Origin of the sequence: Streptomyces sp. SudanB52_2052 (assembly GCF_964272415.1) — a bacterium.
Classification (GTDB): domain Bacteria; phylum Actinomycetota; class Actinomycetes; order Streptomycetales; family Streptomycetaceae; genus Streptomyces; species Streptomyces olindensis.
This window is the reverse complement of record NZ_OZ186796.1, coordinates 7,068,022-7,087,198: the sequence shown is the minus strand read 5'-3', so window position 1 is coordinate 7,087,198 and position 19,177 is coordinate 7,068,022. Positions and strand designations below refer to the sequence as shown.

The 19,177-nt window shown below is 73.1% G+C and carries 12 protein-coding genes and 1 riboswitch; of the genes, 10 read left to right on the top strand and 2 right to left on the bottom strand.

Annotated elements, in window-relative coordinates:
* Positions 1 to 158: 158 nt before the first annotated feature.
* Complete coding sequence (locus tag ACSUPV_RS31730; RefSeq protein ID WP_359794929.1) at positions 159 to 890, bottom strand: class II aldolase/adducin family protein; 732 nt, start codon at positions 888 to 890, stop codon at positions 159 to 161.
* A 196-nt stretch (positions 891 to 1,086) separates the two neighbouring features.
* Here ACSUPV_RS31730 and ACSUPV_RS31725 point away from each other — a divergent pair, with 196 nt between their 5' ends.
* The 3 genes from ACSUPV_RS31725 (at position 1,087) to ACSUPV_RS31715 (ending at position 3,478) form a co-directional block, all read left to right on the top strand.
* Positions 1,087 to 1,839: a lysozyme gene (locus ACSUPV_RS31725; RefSeq protein WP_436949028.1), complete on the top strand. Its 753-nt coding sequence runs from the start codon at positions 1,087 to 1,089 to the stop codon at positions 1,837 to 1,839.
* Between the two features lie 144 nt (positions 1,840 to 1,983).
* The gene (locus ACSUPV_RS31720; protein WP_359794928.1) at positions 1,984 to 3,225 is read left to right on the top strand and encodes an inorganic phosphate transporter; all 1,242 of its coding nucleotides are present in this window, start codon (positions 1,984 to 1,986) and stop codon (positions 3,223 to 3,225) included.
* A 31-nt stretch (positions 3,226 to 3,256) separates the two neighbouring features.
* The gene (locus tag ACSUPV_RS31715) at positions 3,257 to 3,478 is read left to right on the top strand and encodes a hypothetical protein (protein WP_031108151.1); all 222 of its coding nucleotides are present in this window, start codon (positions 3,257 to 3,259) and stop codon (positions 3,476 to 3,478) included.
* Positions 3,479 to 3,539: 61 nt separating this feature from the next.
* On the opposite strand, the gene ACSUPV_RS31710 is transcribed toward ACSUPV_RS31715, so the two are convergent.
* Positions 3,540 to 7,766 carry an nSTAND1 domain-containing NTPase gene (locus tag ACSUPV_RS31710; RefSeq protein ID WP_436949027.1) on the bottom strand — a complete coding sequence of 1,409 codons (4,227 nt, stop codon included), beginning with the start codon at positions 7,764 to 7,766 and terminating at the stop codon, positions 3,540 to 3,542.
* 277 nt (positions 7,767 to 8,043) lie between these two features.
* A riboswitch (cobalamin riboswitch) is annotated at positions 8,044 to 8,164 on the top strand.
* A 98-nt stretch (positions 8,165 to 8,262) separates the two neighbouring features.
* On the opposite strand from ACSUPV_RS31710, the gene ACSUPV_RS31705 reads away from it, so the two are divergent.
* The 7 genes from ACSUPV_RS31705 to cobI are packed head-to-tail and all read left to right on the top strand — an operon-like array spanning position 8,263 to position 19,164.
* Positions 8,263 to 9,198 (top strand): cobalamin biosynthesis protein, encoded by a 936-nt coding sequence (locus tag ACSUPV_RS31705; RefSeq protein ID WP_037756929.1) that lies wholly within the window; start codon positions 8,263 to 8,265, stop codon positions 9,196 to 9,198.
* Positions 9,199 to 9,200: 2 nt separating this feature from the next.
* Positions 9,201 to 10,709, top strand: coding sequence for a cobyric acid synthase (locus ACSUPV_RS31700; RefSeq protein WP_436949026.1), 1,509 nt, complete (start codon positions 9,201 to 9,203; stop codon positions 10,707 to 10,709).
* Entirely contained in the window at positions 10,706 to 14,362 is a 3,657-nt protein-coding gene (gene cobN / locus ACSUPV_RS31695; protein ID WP_436949025.1) for a cobaltochelatase subunit CobN, read from the top strand. Before ACSUPV_RS31700 ends, cobN begins: the two co-directional genes overlap by 4 nt.
* Positions 14,359 to 16,353 carry a putative cobaltochelatase gene (locus ACSUPV_RS31690; RefSeq protein ID WP_436949024.1) on the top strand — a complete coding sequence of 665 codons (1,995 nt, stop codon included), beginning with the start codon at positions 14,359 to 14,361 and terminating at the stop codon, positions 16,351 to 16,353. Before cobN ends, ACSUPV_RS31690 begins: the two co-directional genes overlap by 4 nt.
* Positions 16,353 to 16,961: a cob(I)yrinic acid a,c-diamide adenosyltransferase gene (cobO, locus tag ACSUPV_RS31685; protein WP_037756937.1), complete on the top strand. Its 609-nt coding sequence runs from the start codon at positions 16,353 to 16,355 to the stop codon at positions 16,959 to 16,961. The genes ACSUPV_RS31690 and cobO overlap by 1 nt, the downstream gene beginning before the upstream one ends.
* Positions 16,958 to 18,436 carry a cobyrinate a,c-diamide synthase gene (locus tag ACSUPV_RS31680; protein ID WP_436949023.1) on the top strand — a complete coding sequence of 493 codons (1,479 nt, stop codon included), beginning with the start codon at positions 16,958 to 16,960 and terminating at the stop codon, positions 18,434 to 18,436. The genes cobO and ACSUPV_RS31680 overlap by 4 nt, the downstream gene beginning before the upstream one ends.
* A complete protein-coding gene (gene cobI, locus ACSUPV_RS31675; protein ID WP_031118898.1) occupies positions 18,433 to 19,164 on the top strand; it encodes a precorrin-2 C(20)-methyltransferase in 732 nt (243 codons plus the stop codon). Before ACSUPV_RS31680 ends, cobI begins: the two co-directional genes overlap by 4 nt.
* Positions 19,165 to 19,177 lie beyond the last annotated feature (13 nt).

Below are 19,177 nucleotides of genomic sequence, written 5' to 3'. Positions count from 1 at the left end.
GCACGCCGAGCCGCGGCTCCGGCGGCATCCAGGCGGGGCCGCGGTGCCGACCTTCAGCGGCGTGCGGTCGGAGGCCGCAGGGGCTGTGGCGGAGCGGCTGGGGTCCTGAGGGCGGCAGCGGCCGGTGATGCCGCGTTTCCTGGGCCCGGGCGGCCCGGTCACCGGCGCTGGCCGTAGCCGCGCAGGCGGTGTTCCACCTCCGTCAGCTGTTCGCGGGACAGCAGGCTCGGGGACAGGCCCGGCACCGACGTGGCGGTCAGCCAGAGGCGGCACATCCATTCCAGCTGTGCGGTGCGGTCGTAGGCCTGGTCGAGGGTGGCGCCGTAGGTGATGGTGCCGTGGTTCTGGAGGAGGCAGCCGGAGCGGTCGGCGAGGGCGCGGAGCATGTTCTCGGCCAACTCGTCGGTGCCGTACGTGGCATACGGGGCGACCCGGACCGGCCCGCCGAGCGCGGCGGCCATGTAGTGGATCAGCGGGAGCTCGCCGACGAGCGTGGAGACGGCCGTCGCGTGCACGGCGTGGGTGTGGACGACGGCGTGGGCGTCGGCCGTGCGGTAGACGGCGAGGTGCATGGGCAGCTCGCTGGTCGGGACGAGCGTGCCGAGGACCTGTCGGCCGTCGAGGTCGACGCCGGTCACGTCGCCGGGCGTCAGCCGGTCGTAGGGGACGCCCGACGGCGTGACCAGCACGGTGTCGCCGACGCGCACCGAGACGTTGCCCGACGTGCCGACGACGAGCCCCTCGGCGACCGTCCTGCGGGCCGTGGCGACGAGGTCCTCCCAGGCGCGCGCCTCCTCGGGTCGGACACTCCTCCGCCGCGGCTCCCCCACACCCTGTCCGTCACCCCGGGCGTCCCGCCCGCCCCGCTCGTCACCTCGCTGCTCAGCCATGCGGCGATCCTGCCAGCCGGTTCCTCAACCCGCCGCCGGGCGGGGGCACTTTAGGCCGGAAGCCGACCATCCGTAAGAGTGCAGACCGGTACAAAAGGCCGCGCGATCTTTCTTGGCCGGAGATCTTCGGGCATTCAACGATCTTCCAGTACGCTCTGGGGGATTTGCCGTGCACGTTGCCATTCCGGGGGGAAACATGGCCCGTGACCGCACACCGACCCGACGCCGCGGCCGATGGCTCGCGGTGTACGCGGCGGCACTCGCTCTGGGAGGGACGGCGCTGGCCGAGGCGCCGGCCTCGGCGGCGAGCCGCCCGAAGGGGCACGACGTCTCGTCCCACCAGAAGAACGTCGACTGGCGGAGCGCGCAGCGGAAGGGCGCCCGGTTCGTCTACGTCAAGGCGACCGAGTCCACCACCTACCGCAATCCCTACTTCGGTCAGCAGTACAACGGCTCGCGCGCGGCGGGCCTCGTCCGCGGCGCGTACCACTTCGCCCTGCCGAACCGGTCGTCGGGCACGGCGCAGGCGGCGCACTTCGTGGGCAACGGCGGCAGCTGGAGCGCGGACGGCTGGACGCTGCCGCCCGCGCTGGACATCGAATACAACCCGTACGACAAGAAGCGGAAGTGCTACGGCCTGAGCAAGGCGGCGATGGTCGGCTGGATCAAGGCGTTCAGCGACGAGGTCAAGCGGCTCACCGGCCGCCGCCCGGTGATCTACACGACCACCCACTGGTGGAAGACGTGCACGGGCAACAGCTCCGCCTTCGCCGCCGACCACCCGTTGTGGATCGCCCGCTACGACTCGGCGAGCGCGGGGACGCTGCCGGCCGGATGGTCGTCGTGGACCTTCTGGCAGTACGACAACGGCAGCGGCACCCTTCCGGGTGACCAGAATCTCTTCAGCGGGTCACTCGATCGACTGAAGCGGTTCGCAAGGGGCGCCTAGCCGTTGGGGCGCAAGGCCTGCCAGGACAGGGCGGAACACCGACCTTCTGTTGCGGACACCCCTGCGCCCCTCCCAGTTCATCTTCCGTTCACTCAGGTTACTTACGGTCGTCGCGCCAACGACCTCGAACGATTGCCTGGGTAAATGGAAAGCTTCTCGCTGATCCTCGCGATTGTGGTGGTAACCGCACTCGCGTTCGATTTCACGAACGGTTTCCACGACACCGCGAACGCGATGGCCACGACCATTTCCACGGGCGCCATGAGGCCCAAGGTCGCGGTGGCCATGTCCGCGGTCCTCAACCTGGTCGGCGCCTTCCTGTCCGTCGAAGTCGCCAACACGATCTCCAAGGGCCTCGTCGACGAGGCCGGTATCCGTCCCGAGGTCATCTTCGCCGCCCTGGTCGGCGCGATCCTCTGGAACCTGCTGACCTGGCTGGTCGGTCTGCCGTCCAGCTCCTCGCACGCCCTGATGGGCGGCCTGATCGGCGCCACCATCGCCTCGGCGGGCGTCGGCGCGGTGCACGGCGACGTGCTGGTCACGAAGGTGCTGATCCCGGCGATCGCCGCCCCGCTGGTCGCGGGCGTCGCGGCGATGCTCGCCACGCGGCTGACGTACTCCCTGGGCAGGAAGGCCGACGGCAAGGCCTCCGAGAAGGGCTACCGGGCCGGCCAGATCGCCTCCGCGGGCCTGGTCTCCCTGGCGCACGGCACCAACGACGCGCAGAAGACGATGGGTGTCATCACCCTGGCCCTGGTCGCCGGCGGCGCCGTCGCGCCCGACTCCGACCCGCCCATGTGGGTCATCCTCTCCGCGGGCATCGCGATCGCGCTCGGCACCTACCTGGGCGGCTGGCGCATCATCCGCACGATGGGCAAGGGCCTGACCGACCTCCAGCCGCAGCAGGGCTTCGCCGCCCAGACCAGCGCGGCCACGGTCATCCTGGCCTCCTCGCACCTGGGCTTCTCCCTCTCCACGACCCACTCCGTGTCCGGTGCGGTGATGGGCGCGGGTCTCGGCCGCAAGGGCGGTGTCGTCCGCTGGTCGACGGCGACGCGGATGTTCGTCGCCTGGGGCCTGACCCTGCCGGCGGCGGCCCTGGTGGCCGCGCTCGCCGAGTACGTGACCGGCTTCGGCGACTGGGGCACCGCCGTGGTGGCCGTCTTCCTCGTCGCCTCCTCGGCGGTCATCTGGAAGATCTCCCGCCGTGAGGTCGTCGACCACACCAATGTCAACGACACCGACGACGCGGAGCCGGCCGGTGTGGTGACCACGGCGATGGCCGCGGTGACGCCGCCGCCGGCGGGCGGCACCGCCGCCGACGTGCCGCCGATACCGGCCCAGGCCACCGCCGAGCGCACGCCCTCCACGACCACCACGGTCTGACCCGCCCACCGGCAGCGAGAAGGAAGCAGAGATGAAGATCGACTGGGCGGCCCTCGGCTCCGTCTTCGGCGTGAGCCTCGTCGTCACCGTGGCCCTCGTGGGCCTGTTCACCCTCGGGATCACCGGCCTGTCGCGCCGCGAGCGCGCGGTCGCCGAGGGCGGGTCCGCGGGCCTCGCCGTCACGGGCGCGTACGCGTGCTTCGCGGCGTGCGCGGCGGCCGTGGGGTACGGGATCTATCTGATCGTGGCCTGAGTTCCGAGCAAGCGGTGCCGGGTGGGTGCGGGACGCGGTCCCGTACCCACCCGAACGCATGTCAGGGGCACGGGGGCTCCGAGGTCCCCCCGGCCCGTTCCAGGAGGCGCTTCTCGGCCCGCGTGTAGGCACCGTCCCAGCGCCGGCACAGGGTCTGGTGCCAGCTGTCGGGATCAAGCGGGACACGCATCCGGGTGTCGGCCTGTTCGACGATGAGGTGGCGTGGCCCGAGGCGCTGCGGGGTCAGCCGGAGATCGTCGGACGTCGTGTCGAAAGGGAACCTCAGGAACGGCTCCCGGGTGTCCTCGGGGCGCCACAGGGCGAGCTGCTCCTCGTCCTCGGTCACCAGCGTTCCGTCGGCCGCCAGGAGCAGTGCCGAGAGGGTGGCGCCCCCTCGGACGGTGCGCCCGACGCGACGGCCGCTCTCCACCTCCCAGCGGACGATGGTGGTCTTGTCGATCGATGTGGCGACGGTCTTGCCGTGTGGATCGAACGCCATGGACTTGGAGCGGAACTCGCCTCCGTCGGCCAGCAGGATGCCGGTGTCCTCGCGCTTGTCACCGGTCTCGGCGTTCCAGAGACGAACCCGGCCCCGAGCGTCGGCGACGGCGACCTCTCTGTGGCCGGGGCGGACGGCGATGTCGCGGCAGGCGATGCCGTCCCCGCTGCACGGGTTGTCCGCCAGCACCCGACGCCGCTTCGAGGCGACGTCGTAGCGGACCAACTGGTTGTCCGTCAGCACGACGACGGAACTGCCGTACACGGGCACCACTTTGCTGATGCTCTCCGAGAACTTCGCCGTGTCCGCTGCGCCCGGCCGGTCCGCACTCCTGGCCGACAGCAGGTTGCCGTTCCAGAGGACCAGGTGGCGGTTGTCGCGTGTGAACCCGGCCCCGGCGGGCGGTCCGTCGAACTCGGAGAGCAGCACAGGGTCGGCAGCGTGCTCGCGGCCGCGACGGGCGACAACGAGTCTTTGCCCGACGTCCGTTTCACCGAAGTGTGCGCGGTACGTGCCGTCGGCGGAGCGGACATAGGTGTCGTCGCTCGACCAGTTGTACGGCGAGACGTCGGGCAAGGGGGACTCCCGGTCGGCCGTCGTCTCCAGGACCAACAGGTCGGAGCCCAGGGCCAAGAGCACGAGCGGAGTGCCGTTCCCTCCCGGCAGGACGGCCACCGCACTCTTGGCCCGCGTGAAGACGAGCTCGCCCAGACGCGGGCTGCAGGGGACGCTGTACCGCAGCCCCGTGTCGAGGTCCGTCACGGACAGCGACCCGATGAGCTCCACCAGGTAGCGTCCGGTGACATCCGGACCGGCCGACTCGACCGCCAGCAGGCGCCGCTTCGAGGAGTCGGCCGGTTCTTTCACCGCCTGCACCACGTGCCGACCGTAGCCACCGTCCGCGATGACATCCGTGCCTCTCCCGGCGATCCACTCGGCCTCCGGGAACCTCTCGCGGACGGCGCCGTCCGCCACCCGCCGCAGTTCCGCGACGGGTTCCTGCACAGCACTCGGGTCGTCGAAGTCACGTCTCAGGTAGACGACCTCGCGGCCATCGCGCACCAGCGCCGCGCCGGCCGCCTCGGGGCCGGGCGGAACGCCCTTCTGGGACGCCGGCACCGTCCGGCCGCTGCGGGCGTCCCAGATCTGGACCAGGGCAGTGGGCTGCCTGCCCTGTCCCGTGCCGCGCGTGCGGTTGACGGCGAGACGCAGCAGCCGACGGCCGTCCGCGGAGAAGTCCAAGGCGGAGGTCTCGACCCGCCCGAGTGCGCCGAGCGCCGGGCTGGAGCGCAGCCACAGCCGCGTCCGCCGCCGTACGTCCCACACCCCCATCGAGCCGTCTTCGGAGGCGATCGCCAGCAGTCGCCCGTCGTCACTGAGTTCCGCCCCTCGGGGGATGCCCGGGGGGATACCCCGGACCGGCCACGGTCGCGCACGCCCCTCGAAGACGCCGCTCCAGACCTGCGCGTGTCCGGCGCCGTCCGGTCCCTGCGATGTCGTCACCACGACGGAGCCGTCCGGTGTCATGTCGAACCCGTGGATCTGTTCCGCCCCTTGCCCCCGGTACCCGTGCACCACGGAGGCACCCATCAGGTAGGCGTCCAGCAGCGCCTGCCTCGCCTCCTTGCCCCGCGCGTTGCGCCAGGCCGCCAGGGCCAGTCGCACGGACGACACCGGGGACACCTCGGCGACAAGGGACGCCTCCTCCGCCAGAGCGCGGGAGGCGATGGCCTGTCCTCGTGCCTCCAGCACCGAACCCCTGCGCCACGCCTCCCCCGCCAGACCACCGGCGAGCAGCGCGAGGATGACCAGCATCGCCGCGGCGAACCGCCAGCGTCGCAGGCCGCGCTGCTCGTGGCGATGGCTGGTCCGGATGTAGTCGTGCTCGGTCCGGGTGATGCCATCGCGGTGGGCCGGGTCCGCCGCCCTTTCCAGCGATGTGGCCAGCATCGTCCCCCGCAGCAGCGCACCTGTCTCCTCACCGGTGTCCTGCCAGTGCGTCAGGGACTGCAGGAGCCGCTCCTGCCACATGCGGAAGTCCCGGGAGTCCTCCAGCCACCGCCGCAGCCGCGGCCAGGACCGGACCAGTTCCTCGTGCGCCAGGTCCACGATCGGTTCGCCGTCGGGACCGTGCGTGATCCTCACGAATCGGGTGCGCGTGGCCAGTGCTTCGGCGGCGGACCGAACCTCGGGAGGCAACGGGGACAGCCGTACCGGCTTCCGGGTGAACCCGTCCGTTTCGTGAGGGCGAGCCAGCTGCGTGAACAGGCTGCGGACCGGCTTCTCGCCGTACTCCGCGATGATCTCGCCGACCCGCTTCTCGGCATGGGCGGACAGCGCGCCGGCGACCCCGCCCAGGGCCTCGTAGCCCGCGTGGGTGAGTCGGATGCCCTGCTCGTGGGACCAGAGTTCGGTGAGGGCGAACTCCACCATGGGCAGGTGGCCGGGCTCGTCCTCCGCGTCGTCGACGATGCGCTCCGCGAGGCCGGGGTCGAGGGTGAGGCCGGGTACGCGGGACGCGGGGCCTTCGACGGCGCGGAGCAGACCGGTGCGCCCCAGTGGCGCGACGACCTGGGCGCAGTCGCTGAGGACGGCGGCGGTGGCGGGCTCCACGAGGTCGTCGAGGCAGGCGGAGCGGAGGGTGGCGAGGACGCGCAGGCGTTTGTCCTCGGCCGGGACCGAGGCGAGGGCGACGACCAAGGCCAGCAAGGCGCGTGCGGTGGCGGGTTCGGCCACCACGATCTCTTCGAGCTGGTTGAGGAAGAAGACGTGGCCGCGCGGGCCGCAGTGGTTCAGCAGGCGCTGGCCGAGACCGGCCGCCGCCCGGCCTCCCCCGGCGTCCAGGAGGGCCGCGAGCTTCAGGGCGCCGCGTTCCTGGTCGGCCACGCCCTGGTCCGGTTCCAGCAGTGGCGCCAGCGCCCGTGCCAGGGTGAGCGCGGCAGGGGTGCCTGGCAGCGGGCGGATCTCGGAGACGGTGTGGCCCTGGGCGCGCAGGTGCGGCAGCACTCCGGCGCGCACCAGTGAGGTCTTGCCGCTGCCGGAGGGGCCGGCCACCGGTACGACGAGGTGCCGGTCCACCGCGTCGAGCAGCCGTGCCGTCTCCTTCTCCCGGCCGAAGAAGAGCGCGGCGTCCTCCTCCCGGAAGGCGTCGAGCCCTCGGTACGGACAGCGGCGCAGGCCCGGTTGCAGGTCCAAGAGGGCGGCTGCGGGAATGAGGTAGGAGGTGGCGGCCGTACGGCCTCGGTCGGTCGCGACCGTCATGCCGACCACGGCGCCGAGTTCCTCGTCCCAGACGGGTGCCCCGCTGCACCCCGGGGAGATGTGGTGTGCGGTGCCGTCCGCCTCCATGGAGATCCAGCCCTGTCCGACGGCGCCGAGCAGCCGCCCGCCGATCCAGGCACCGTGCTCGGCCGTGGCGGGGAACGCCAGGATGCGGAAGCGGTGGTCCCAGACGTCGCACGCGCCTGCCAGCGGGACCGGCGTGGTGGCGCTTTCGGGCAGGCGCAGCAGTGCGATGTCGCCCGTGCCGTCCGGGGCCACCGGCCGCCAGGCCGATACCGAGGCCTCGTAGGCGACGCCGCCCCGTTGGAGTGGGAACTCGACGGTCACGGGGCGGGTCGGCGCGGAGGTGTCCCGTTCGTCGCTGCACAGGGCCTGCGCCACCACGTGGGCACAGGTGGCCACCGTGCCGGGTGCGACGAGGAATCCCGAGCCGACAGGAGTGCCGTCGGCCGACCGCACGCGGGCCACCGCGGGGCCGAGCCCCTCCGGGAAACGTCCGCGGGTCACCTGGCCGGCTCCGGACGGCGGTCGGTGATGTCCACGAAGACCGGCTCGGCCGCGTCATGCACTGCTCTGCCCTTTCCGTACGCGTATCCCCCTGTGCGAGGTATTGGAGGGTTCGGGTCGGGCGGGTGCAAGCCGGTCGCCGGAACACGACCCGCACAGGGGAATTCGCCCCGACTCGGTCCCGGGAGCGAGGCGGGGTGCTAGTGGTGTGGGGTTCTCCACACTCTCCCCGCGCAGGTCAAGGGCAAGTTGACGGCGGTTCGCGGCCGTGGTGGACTTCCGGAGCCAGTACGGCGGCAGGAGAGGAAGCCGGTGTGAGTCCGGCGCGGTCCCGCCACTGTCACCGGGGTAGCCATCCCCCGGGAGCCAGGAACTCTCACCGCCGGTCTCGTCGAACCAGGGCGTGGACACCCTGAGTGAGGACATATCGCCATGCGCGGCTGCCGATCGAGGTTCAGTACCCCACCCCTGCCTGCCCTGTTGGCCGGCTGAGCCCATGGGTGCCGGTCGCGTCTTCGCGTACGGCGCCGCCGCCGGCCTGATCGGTGACCTGCTGCTCGGCGACCCCCGCCGGGGGCATCCGGTCGCCGTGTTCGGGCGGGCCGCGGGTGCCGTGGAGCGGGTGTTGTGGCGGGACCACCGCGGGTGGGGCGCGCTGCACGCCGGGGTGTGCGCGGGAGGCGCCGTCGCGCTGGGGGCCGTCGCCGAGCGTGCGGTGCGGTCCTCCGCCGTCGCCTCCGTCGCGCTCACCGGTGCGGCCACCTGGGCCGTCGTCGGGGGGACTTCACTCGCCCGTGAGGCGCGGGCCGTCGGGCGTGCCCTGGAGGCGGGGGACGTGGAGGCGGCCCGAGCGCGGCTGCCGCATCTGTGCGGGAGGGACCCGCAGGCCCTCGACGCCGACGGGATAGCCCGGGCCGTGGTCGAGTCCGTCGCCGAGAACACCTCCGACGCGGTCGTGGGAGCGCTGGTGTGGGGGGCCGTGGGCGGGGTGCCGGGGCTGCTCGGGTTCCGGGCCGTCAACACCCTGGACGCCATGGTCGGGCACAAGTCGGCCCGTTACCGGCGCTACGGGTGGGCCTCCGCGCGTCTCGACGACCTCGCGGGCTGGCCGGGGGCGCGGCTGACCGCCGTGCTCGCGGTGCTGGCCGGGCCGGATCCGCGCGGGGCCGTGCGCGCCTGGCGGGCCGACGCGGCGAAGCACCCCAGTCCCAACGCCGGGCCCGTGGAGGCCTCGTTCGCGGGGGCGCTCGGGGTGCGGCTGGGCGGGACCCTGTCGTACGGCGGGCGGGTGGAGCACCGGCCCGTGCTGAACACCGGCGGGCGGGCCGTCGTCCGGCGCGATGTCGAACGGGCCGTGCGGCTCTCGCGGCGCGTCACCTGGCTGGCGCTCGGGGTGTGCGCCGGCGTGCGGTTGCTGAAGAGGGGGAAGTGAGCATGAGCGGTGGGCTTCTCGTCGCCGGGACCACCTCCGACGCGGGCAAGAGCGTCGTGACGGCCGGGATCTGCCGGTGGCTGGTGCGGCAGGACGTCAAGGTCGCGCCCTTCAAGGCGCAGAACATGTCCCTGAACTCGTTCGTGACGCGGGAGGGCGCCGAGATCGGGCGGGCGCAGGCCATGCAGGCCCAGGCCTGCCGCGTCGAGCCGACCGCGCTGATGAATCCCGTGCTGCTCAAGCCCGGGGGCGAGCAGAGCAGTCAGGTCGTGCTGCTGGGCAGGCCGGTGGGTGAGCTGAGCGCGCGCGGCTACCACGGCGGGCGGCAGCAGAAGCTGCTCGGGACGGTGCTGGACTGCCTGGAGCAGTTGCGGGGCACGTATGACGCGGTGATCTGTGAGGGGGCCGGTTCTCCCGCCGAGATCAACCTGCGGCGGACCGACATCGTCAACATGGGCATCGCCCGCAACGCCGGGCTTCCGGTGCTCGTCGTCGGCGACATCGACCGGGGCGGTGTCTTCGCCTCGTTCTTCGGGACGGTGGCGCTGCTGTCCCGCGAGGACCAGGAGTGCGTCGCCGGGTTCCTGGTCAACAAGTTCCGCGGGGACGTCTCCCTGCTGGAGCCGGGCCTGGACATGCTGCACGGGTTGACGGGGAGGAAGACGTACGGCGTGCTGCCGTTTCGGCACGGACTCGGGATCGACGAGGAGGACGGGCTGCGCGTCTCCCTGCGGGGAGCCGTGCGGGAGTCCGTCGTCGCGCCGCCGCTCGGCGAGGACGTGCTGCGCGTCGCCGTGTGCGCCGTGCCGCTGATGTCCAACTTCACCGACGTGGACGCCCTGGCCGCCGAACCGGGCGTCGTGGTGCGGTTCGTGGACCGGCCCGAGGAGCTGGCCGACGCCGACCTCGTCGTCGTGCCCGGCACCCGTGGCACGGTCCGCGCGCTGGACTGGCTGCGCGAGCGGGGGCTCGCCGACGCCCTGGTGCGCAGGGCCGCCGAGCAGCGGCCGGTGCTCGGCGTCTGCGGCGGCTTCCAACTCCTCGGCGAGCACATCGAGGACGACGTCGAGAGCCGCCGCGGCCATGTCGACGGGCTCGGGATCCTGCCCGTGCGGGTGCGGTTCGCCCGCGAGAAGACCCTCACCCGGCCGGAGGGCGAGGCCCTCGGCGAGCGGGTCGAGGGTTACGAGATCCACCACGGGGTCGCCGACGTCACGGGCGGTGAAGCCTTCCTGGACGGCTGCCGGGTCGGCCAGACCTGGGGCACGCACTGGCACGGCTCGCTGGAGTCCGACGGGTTCCGGCGGGCGTTCCTGCGCGAGGTGGCGGCCGCCGCGGGCCGCCGTTTCGTGCCGGCGCCGGACACCTCGTTCGCCGCGCTGCGCGAGGAGCAGCTCGACCGGCTCGGCGACCTGATCGAACAGCACGCGGACACCGACGCGCTGTGGCGACTCATCGAGTCCGGCGCGCCGCAAGGACTGCCCTTCATTCCACCGGGAGCACCCGCATGAGCACTGTGTTGTTGTTGTCGACCGCCGACACGGACCTGCTGGCGGCCCGGGCCGCCACCGGTGCCTCGTACCGGATCGGCAATCCGACCCGCGTGGACGTGCGCGAGGAGCTGCCGGCGCTGCTCGACGGCGCCGACCTCGCCGTGGTGCGGCTGCTCGGCGGCAAGCGGGCCTGGGAGGACGGGCTCGCGGCGCTGAAGGCCTCCGGGATCCCGACCGTGCTGCTGGGCGGCGAGGCCGTGCCGGACGCGGAGCTGATGGCCGAGTCGTCGGTGCCGGCCGGTGTCGTCGCGGAGGCGCTGAAGTACCTCGTGGAGGGCGGGCCGGAGAACCTCACCGAGCTGGCCCGGTTCCTGTCCGACACGGTGCTGCTCACCGGCGAGGGCTTCGCCGCGCCGCGCAAGATGCCCGAGTACGGCGTCCACGGCGAGCGGCCGCACCACGCGGGCCGCCCGACCGTCGGCGTGCTCTTCTACCGGGCCCACGAGCTGAGCGGCAACACCGCCTTCGTGGACACCCTGTGCGACGCGATCGAGGCTCACGGCGCCAACGCCCTGCCCGTCTACTGCGGTTCGCTGCGCGGCGCGGACGAGGGGCTGTACGAGATCCTGGGCCGCGCGGACGCCCTGGTCGCCACCGTCCTGGCCGCCGGCGGCACACACGCCTCGCAGGCCTCGGCGGGCGGCGACGAGGAGGCCTGGGACATCGGCGCCCTCGCCGAGATGAACGTCCCGGTCCTGCAGGGGCTGTGCCTGACGTCCTCGCGGCAGGCGTGGGAGGAGTCGGACGCCGCCCTCTCCCCCATGGACGCCGCGATGCAGGTGGCGATCCCGGAGTTCGACGGGCGGCTGATCACCGTGCCGTTCTCCTTCAAGGAGCAAGGCCCGGACGACGTGCCCGTGTACGTGGCCGACCCGGAGCGGGCGGCGCGGGTCGCCGGCATCGCCGCACGGCACGCCCGGCTGAAGCACAAGGAGAACGGCGAGAAGAAGCTCGCGCTGGTCTTCACCGCGTACCCGACCAAGCACTCGCGCGTCGGCAACGCGGTCGGACTGGATACGCCCGCCTCGGCGGTGCGGGTGCTGGACGCCCTGCGGGACGCCGGGTACGCCGTCGAGGGGTACCCCGACAACGGCGACGAGCTGATCCACCGGCTGATCGAGGCCGGTGGGCACGACGTGGAGTGGCTGACGGAGGAGCAGCTCGCTTCGGCGCCCGCGCGGGTGCCACTGGCCGACTACCGGGCCTGGTTCGACAAGCTCGACCCGGAGCTCAAGGACGCCATGACCGAGGCGTGGGGCGAGCCGCCGGGGAGCCTCTACGTCGACGGGGACGACATCGTGCTGGCGTCCCTGCAGTTCGGGAACGTCGTGGTGATGATCCAGCCGCCGCGCGGCTTCGGCGAGAACCCGATCGCGATCTACCACGACCCGGACATGCCGCCCTCGCACCACTACATGGCGGCCTACCGGTGGCTGGAGAACAGTTTCGGCGCCGACGCCGTCGTCCACATGGGCAAGCACGGCACCATGGAGTGGCTGCCCGGCAAGGGCCTCGGGCTCAGCGGCGGCTGCGCCCCGGACGCCGTGCTCGGTGACCTGCCGCTGGTCTACCCGTTCATCGTCAACGACCCGGGCGAGGGCACCCAGGCCAAGCGCCGCGGGCACGCCACGGTCGTCGACCACCTCGTGCCGCCGATGGCCCGCGCCGACACCTACGGCGATCTGGCCAAGCTGGAGCAGCTCCTCGACGAGTACGCGCTCGTCTCCGACCTGGACCCGGCCAAGGCCCCGGCCGTGCGGGCGCAGATCTGGACGCTGGTGAAGGCCGCCGAGCTCCACCACGACCTGCACGTCGACGAACAGCCGGACGACGAGGAGTTCGACGAGTTCGTCATGCACATCGACGGCTACCTGTGCGAGATCAAGGACGTGCAGATCCGCGACGGCCTGCACATCCTGGGCGGTGGCCCGGTCGGTGAGCCGCGCGTCAACCTGGTGCTGGCCGTGCTGCGCGCCTCGCAGGTGTGGGGCGGGCAGGCCAACGCGCTGCCGGGTCTGCGGGCCGCGCTGGCGGAGCACTTCGGGCTCGTGGAGAAGGAGCTGCTGGCCGAGCCGGGCGCCCCGGTGAAGGTGCCCGTCGAGCTGACGGACCTGGTCGACGGCCCGTCCCGCAGCGCCGCCGACGCGATCGACCTGCTGGAGCAGCTGTGCCGGCGGATCGCGGAGGGCATGGAGGAGCGCGGCTGGAACGCGGCCGCGGTTCCCGCGCTGGTCCGCGAGGTGCTCGGCACCGAACTGCCCGACGCCGTCGCCGTGCTGGAGTTCGCCTGCGCCGAGGTCGTGCCCCGGCTGGAGCGGACCACCGACGAGATCGGGCACATCCTGCGCGCCCTGGACGGCGGGTACGTCCCGGCCGGCCCCTCCGGCTCGCCGACCCGCGGTCTGGTCAACGTGCTGCCGACGGGCCGGAACTTCTACTCCGTCGACCCCAAGGCCATCCCGTCCCGGCTCAGCTGGGAGGTCGGGCAGTCGCTCGCGGACTCGCTGGTGCAGCGGTACCTCCAGGACACCGGGGAGTACCCGAAGTCCGTCGGCCTGACGGTGTGGGGCACCTCCGCCATGCGCACCCAGGGCGACGACATCGCCGAGATCCTGGCGCTGCTGGGCTGCCGGCCCGTGTGGGACGACGCCTCGCGCCGGGTGACCGGCTTCGAGGTCATTCCCCTGGCGGAACTGGGCCGGCCGCGCATCGACGTGACCGTCCGTATCTCCGGATTCTTCCGGGACGCGTTCCCGCACGTGGTGGGGTTGATCGACGACGCCGTGCGGGCGGTGGCCGAACTGGACGAGCCGGCCGAGTCCAACTACGTCCGCGCCCACGCCGACGAGGACACCGCCGAGCACGGTGACCGGCGCCGCGCCACCGCCCGCATCTTCGGCTCCAAGCCGGGGGCGTACGGGGCCGGTCTGCTGCCGCTGATCGACGCCCGCAACTGGCGCTCGGACGCGGACCTCGCCGAGGTGTACGCGGTGTGGGGCGGCTACGCCTACGGGCGGGGGCTCGACGGGCGGGCCGCGCGCGGGGACATGGAGACGGCGTTCAGGCGGATCGCGGTCGCCGCGAAGAACGTCGACACCCGCGAGCACGACCTGGTCGACGCCGACGACTACTTCCAGTACCACGGCGGCATGGTCGCCATGGTCCGTCACCTCACGGGCGCCAGCCCCGAGGCGTACGTGGGCGACTCGGCCACCCCGGACCAGGTGAAGACCCGCACGCTGGGCGAGGAGACGCACCGCGTGTTCCGGGCCCGGGTGGTCAACCCGCGCTGGATGGCGGCCATGCGGCGGCACGGCTACAAGGGCGCCTTCGAGATGGCGGCGACCGTGGACTACCTGTTCGGGTACGACGCCACGGCCGGGGTCGTGGACGACTGGATGTACGAGAAGCTCAGCGCCGAGTACGTCTTCGACCCGGAGAACCGGGACTTCATGAAGAAGTCCAACCCCTGGGCGCTGCGCGGCATCACCGAACGGCTGCTGGAGGCCGCGGAGCGTGGGCTGTGGGCCGAGCCGGACGCCGAGACGCTGGAGCGGCTGCGCGCCACCTACCTGGAGCTCGAAGGCGATTTGGAGGGCGACGACAAGTGACCATCCCGTTTCCGTTCACGGCCGTCGTCGGCCAGGACGACCTGCGGCTCGCGCTGCTGCTGAACGCCGTGTCACCGGCGGTCGGCGGTGTGCTGGTGCGGGGCGAGAAGGGCACGGCCAAGTCGACGGCGGTGCGGGCCCTGTCGGAACTGCTGCCTGAGGTGCCGGTCGTCCCCGGCTGCCGTTTCTCCTGCGACCCCGCCTCCCCCGACCCGGGGTGCCCGGACGGGCCCCACGAGACCGGCGGCGGTGTCGAACGGCCCGCCCGCATGGTGGAGCTGCCGGTCGGCGCCTCCGAGGACCGCCTCGTCGGCGCGTTGGACATCGAGCGGGCGCTGTCGGAGGGCGTGAAGGCCTTCGAGCCCGGCCTGCTCGCCGACGCGCACCGCGGGATCCTCTACGTCGACGAGGTCAACCTCCTCCACGACCACCTGGTCGACCTGCTCCTGGACGCCGCCGCGATGGGCGCCTCGTACGTCGAGCGCGAGGGCGTATCCGTGCGCCACGCGGCCCGCTTCCTGCTCGTCGGCACGATGAACCCCGAGGAGGGCGAGCTGCGGCCGCAGTTGCTCGACCGGTTCGGGCTGACCGTCGAGGTCGCGGCCTCCCGGGAGCCGGACCAGCGGGTGGAGGTCGTGCGCAGGCGGCTGGCCTACGACGACGACCCGGCCGCCTTCGCGGCCCGGTGGGCGGAGGACGAGGCCGAGGTACGGGCGCGGATCGTGGCGGCGCGCGAGCTGCTGCCGTCGGTGCGGCTCGGCGACGGGGCGCTGCGGCAGATCGCGGCGACCTGCGCGGCCTTCGAGGTGGACGGCATGCGCGCCGACATCGTGATGGCCCGGACCGCGACCGCGCTGGCGGCCTGGGCCGGGCGGACGGACGTGCTCGCCGAGGACGTCCGGCAGGCGGCACTGCTCGCACTGCCGCACCGGCGGCGGCGCAACCCGTTCGACGCGCCCGGGCTGGACGAGGACAAGCTCGACGAGACGCTGGAGGAGTTCGGCGGCTCGGAGGAGGACGACCCGGATCCGGGCCCCGGGCCGGACGGGCCCGGCGGGGGCGGCGGCCAGCCGGACCCCGGCGAGGGCCCCGAGGGCGGTGACACCGGTGCCTCGCCCGAGGCCGGGGAAGGCGGGCAGCCGCAGCCGTCCGGAGGCGGCGAGCAGTCGGCCGTACGGGCTTCCGAGCCGTTCAGGGCGAAGGTGCTGAGCGTGCCCGGGATCGGTGAGGGCGTCGCCGGGCGGCGTTCGCGGGCGCGGACCGAGCACGGGAGGACCACCGGGGCGCGGCGGCCGCAGGGCGCGCTCACCAAGCTGCACCTCGCGGCGACCGTGCTGGCCGCGGCGCCGCACCAGCGGGCACGCGGGCGGTCCGGGCCGGGTCTGGTGGTGCGCCGGGACGATCTGCGGCAGGCCACCCGCGAGGGGCGCGAGGGCAATCTCGTGCTGTTCGTGGTGGACGCCTCCGGGTCGATGGCGGCCCGGCAGCGGATGAGCGCCGTGAAGGGTGCCGTGCTGTCGCTGCTGCTGGACGCCTACCAGCGTCGGGACAAGGTGGGTCTGGTGACCTTCCGGGGCACGGGCGCGGACGTGGCGCTGCCGCCGACGTCGTCGGTGGACGCGGCGGCGGCCCGCCTGGAGTCGCTGCCGACCGGCGGACGGACGCCGCTCGCGGCGGGGCTGCTGCGGGCGCACGACGTGCTGCGCGTGGAGCGGCTGCGGGACCCGGCGCGGCGGCCGCTGGTCGTGGTGGTGACGGACGGGCGGGCCACCGGTGGTCCGGAGCCCGTCGCCCTGGCCGGGCGTGCGGCGCGGCTGTTCGCGGCCGACGGGGTCGCCTCCGTGGTCGTGGACTGTGAGTCGGGGCCCGTGCGGCTGGGGCTCGCCGGGCAGCTCGCGGGTGAGCTGGGCGGTACTGCGGTGACGCTGGACGAGTTGCGGGCGGACTCGATCGCCGGGTTGGTGAAGGACGTGCAGAGGAGGGCCGCGTAATGCCGCAGGGACAGCCGAGTGTGGTGCCGGACGACGGGCTGACGACCCGGCAGCGCCGGAACCGGCCGCTGGTCGTGGTGCACACGGGCGTCGGCAAGGGCAAGTCCACCGCCGCGTTCGGGCTCGCGCTGCGGGCCTGGAACCAGGGGTGGCCGATCGGGGTGTTCCAGTTCGTCAAGTCGGCGAAGTGGAAGGTCGGCGAGGAGCGGGCGCTGCGCGTGCTCGGCGACTCCGGCGAGGGCGGCACCGTCGACTGGCACAAGATGGGCGAGGGCTGGTCGTGGGTGCAGCGCGACATCCAGGGTGACAACTCGACCAACGAGGAGAAGGCCCGCGAGGGCTGGGAGCAGGTCAAGCGGGACCTGGCGGCCGAGACGTACAAGCTGTACGTGCTCGACGAGTTCGCGTACCCGATGCACTGGGGATGGGTCGACACCGACGAGGTCGTCGACGTCCTGCGCGACCGGCCCGGCACCCAGCACGTGGTGATCACCGGGCGCAACGCCCCCGAGAAGCTCGTGGACTTCGCCGACCTCGTGACCGACATGTCCAAGGTCAAGCACCCCATGGACGTCGGGCAGAAGGGGCAGAGGGGCATCGAGTGGTGAGTGCTTCCGTCCCTCGGCTGGTCGTCGCCGCGCCCTCCTCGGGCAGCGGCAAGACCACCGTCGCCACGGGGTTGATGGCCGCGTTCGCCGCGCGGGGGCTTGCCGTGTCCCCGCACAAGGTCGGGCCCGACTACATCGACCCCGGGTATCACGCGCTCGCGACCGGGCGCGTGGGGCGGAACCTGGACGCGTACCTGTGCGGGCCCGAGCTGGTCGGGCCGTTGTTCCTGCACGGGGCGCGGGGGTGTGACATCGCCGTCGTCGAGGGCGTGATGGGGCTGTACGACGGGGCGGCGGGGGAAGGGGAGCTGGCCTCCACCGCCCATGTCGCGAAGTTGCTGCGGGCGCCGGTGGTGCTGGTCGTCGACGCGTCGTCGCAGTCGCGGTCCGTTGCGGCGTTGGTGCACGGGTTCGCGTCCTGGGATCCGGAGGTGCGGGTCGGGGGCGTGATCCTTAACAAGGTCGGGTCCGACCGGCACGAGGAGCTGTTGCGGGAGGCACTGGATTCGGCCGGAGTGCCGGTGCTGGGTGTGCTGCGGCGGGTCGGGCAGGTGGAGACGCCGTCGCGGCATCTGGGGTTGGTGCCGGTCGCCGAGCGGCGGGCCGCTGCGGTGGAGGCCGTGGCGGCGATGGGGGCGCAGGTCGCCGGCGGGTGTGATCTGGAGGCGTTGGCCGCGCTGGCGCGGAGTGCGGGTGCGGTGCCGGGTGCGGCTTGGGATGCGGCTGAGGCCGTCGCCTCGCCCACCCACCACCCGACACGGTCGGACGAGACGCCGGGCCGACAGCCCGGTGACGGCGCCGCCGGTGCCGGGCCGAAGGACCCCGGTGACGGGCCGAAGGACCCCGGTGACGGGCCGAAGGGCGCCGGTGGCGGGCCGAGGGTCGTCGTTGCCGGTGGCCCCGCCTTCACCTTCTCCTACGCCGAGCACGCCGAGCTGCTCTCCGCCGCCGGGGCCGACGTCGTGGTCTTCGATCCGCTGCGGGACGAGGAACTGCCCGAAGGGACCCGGGGATTGGTGATCGGGGGCGGGTTCCCGGAGGTGTACGCCGCCGAGCTGTCCGCCAACGAGCCGTTGCGGAAGGCCGTCGCCGAGCTGGCGAACAGCGGCGCTCCCGTGGCCGCCGAGTGCGCCGGACTGCTGTATCTGTGCCGGGAGCTGGACGGGCTGCCGATGTGCGGGGTGCTGGACGCCTCGGCGCGGATGAGCGAGCGGCTCACGCTGGGCTACCGGGACGCCGTCGCGGTCGGCGACAGTGTGCTCGCGGTGGCCGGGACGCGGATGCGCGGGCACGAGTTCCACCGGACCGTCGTGGAGCCCGAGTCGGGGGCGGAGCCCGCCTGGGGCGTGCGCACCCCCCGGCCCCGGGTCGAAGGTTTCGTACAGCGCGGTGTGCACGCGAGTTATCTGCACACGCACTGGGCGTCCGAGCCCGGTGTCGCCCGTCGGTTCGTGGAGAGGTGCCGGACGTCATGAGCAGCAGGCTGATCGGAGTCGGGGTCGGACCCGGGGATCCGGAGCTGGTGACCGTCAAGGGCGTCAACGCCCTGCGGGAGGCCGACGTCGTCGTCGTGCCCGTGATGGACACGGGTGAGCGCGGGCGGGCCGAGGCGACCGTGGTGCACTACGTGCCCGAGGAGAAGGTCGTCCGGGTGGTGTTCGCGCTGAACGAGCGCAGTGACCGGGGCCGGCGCGAGGCCGCCTGGGACGCGGCGGGCGCACGCGTCGCCGAACTGCTGCGGGCGCACGACGCCGTGGCCTTCGCGACCATCGGTGACCCCAACGTGTACTCGACCTTCACCTACCTCGCGCAGACCATCGCCGAGCTGGTGCCGGGGACCGTCGTTCGGACCGTGCCCGGCATCACCGCGATGCAGGACCTCGCCGCCCGGTCGGGTGCCGTGCTGACCGAGGGGACCGAGCCGCTCACGCTGGTGCCCGTCACCGCGGGGGCGACCGTGCTGAAGGAGGCCCTCGCCGGGCCGGGCACGGTCGTCGCCTACAAGTTCGGCCGGCAGGCCCACGAGGTCGCCGAGGCGCTGCGCGAGACCGGGCGGATCGAGGGCGCGGTGTGGGGTTCGTCGCTGGGGCTGGCGGAGGAGTCGATCCGCCCGGCCGCCGACCTCGACGGCGCTCCCCTGCCGTATCTGTCGACGCTCATCGCGCCCGCCCGGCGCGAGGGCGGCCGCGGCGGAAAGCTCTGACCCGAGCGCGTCC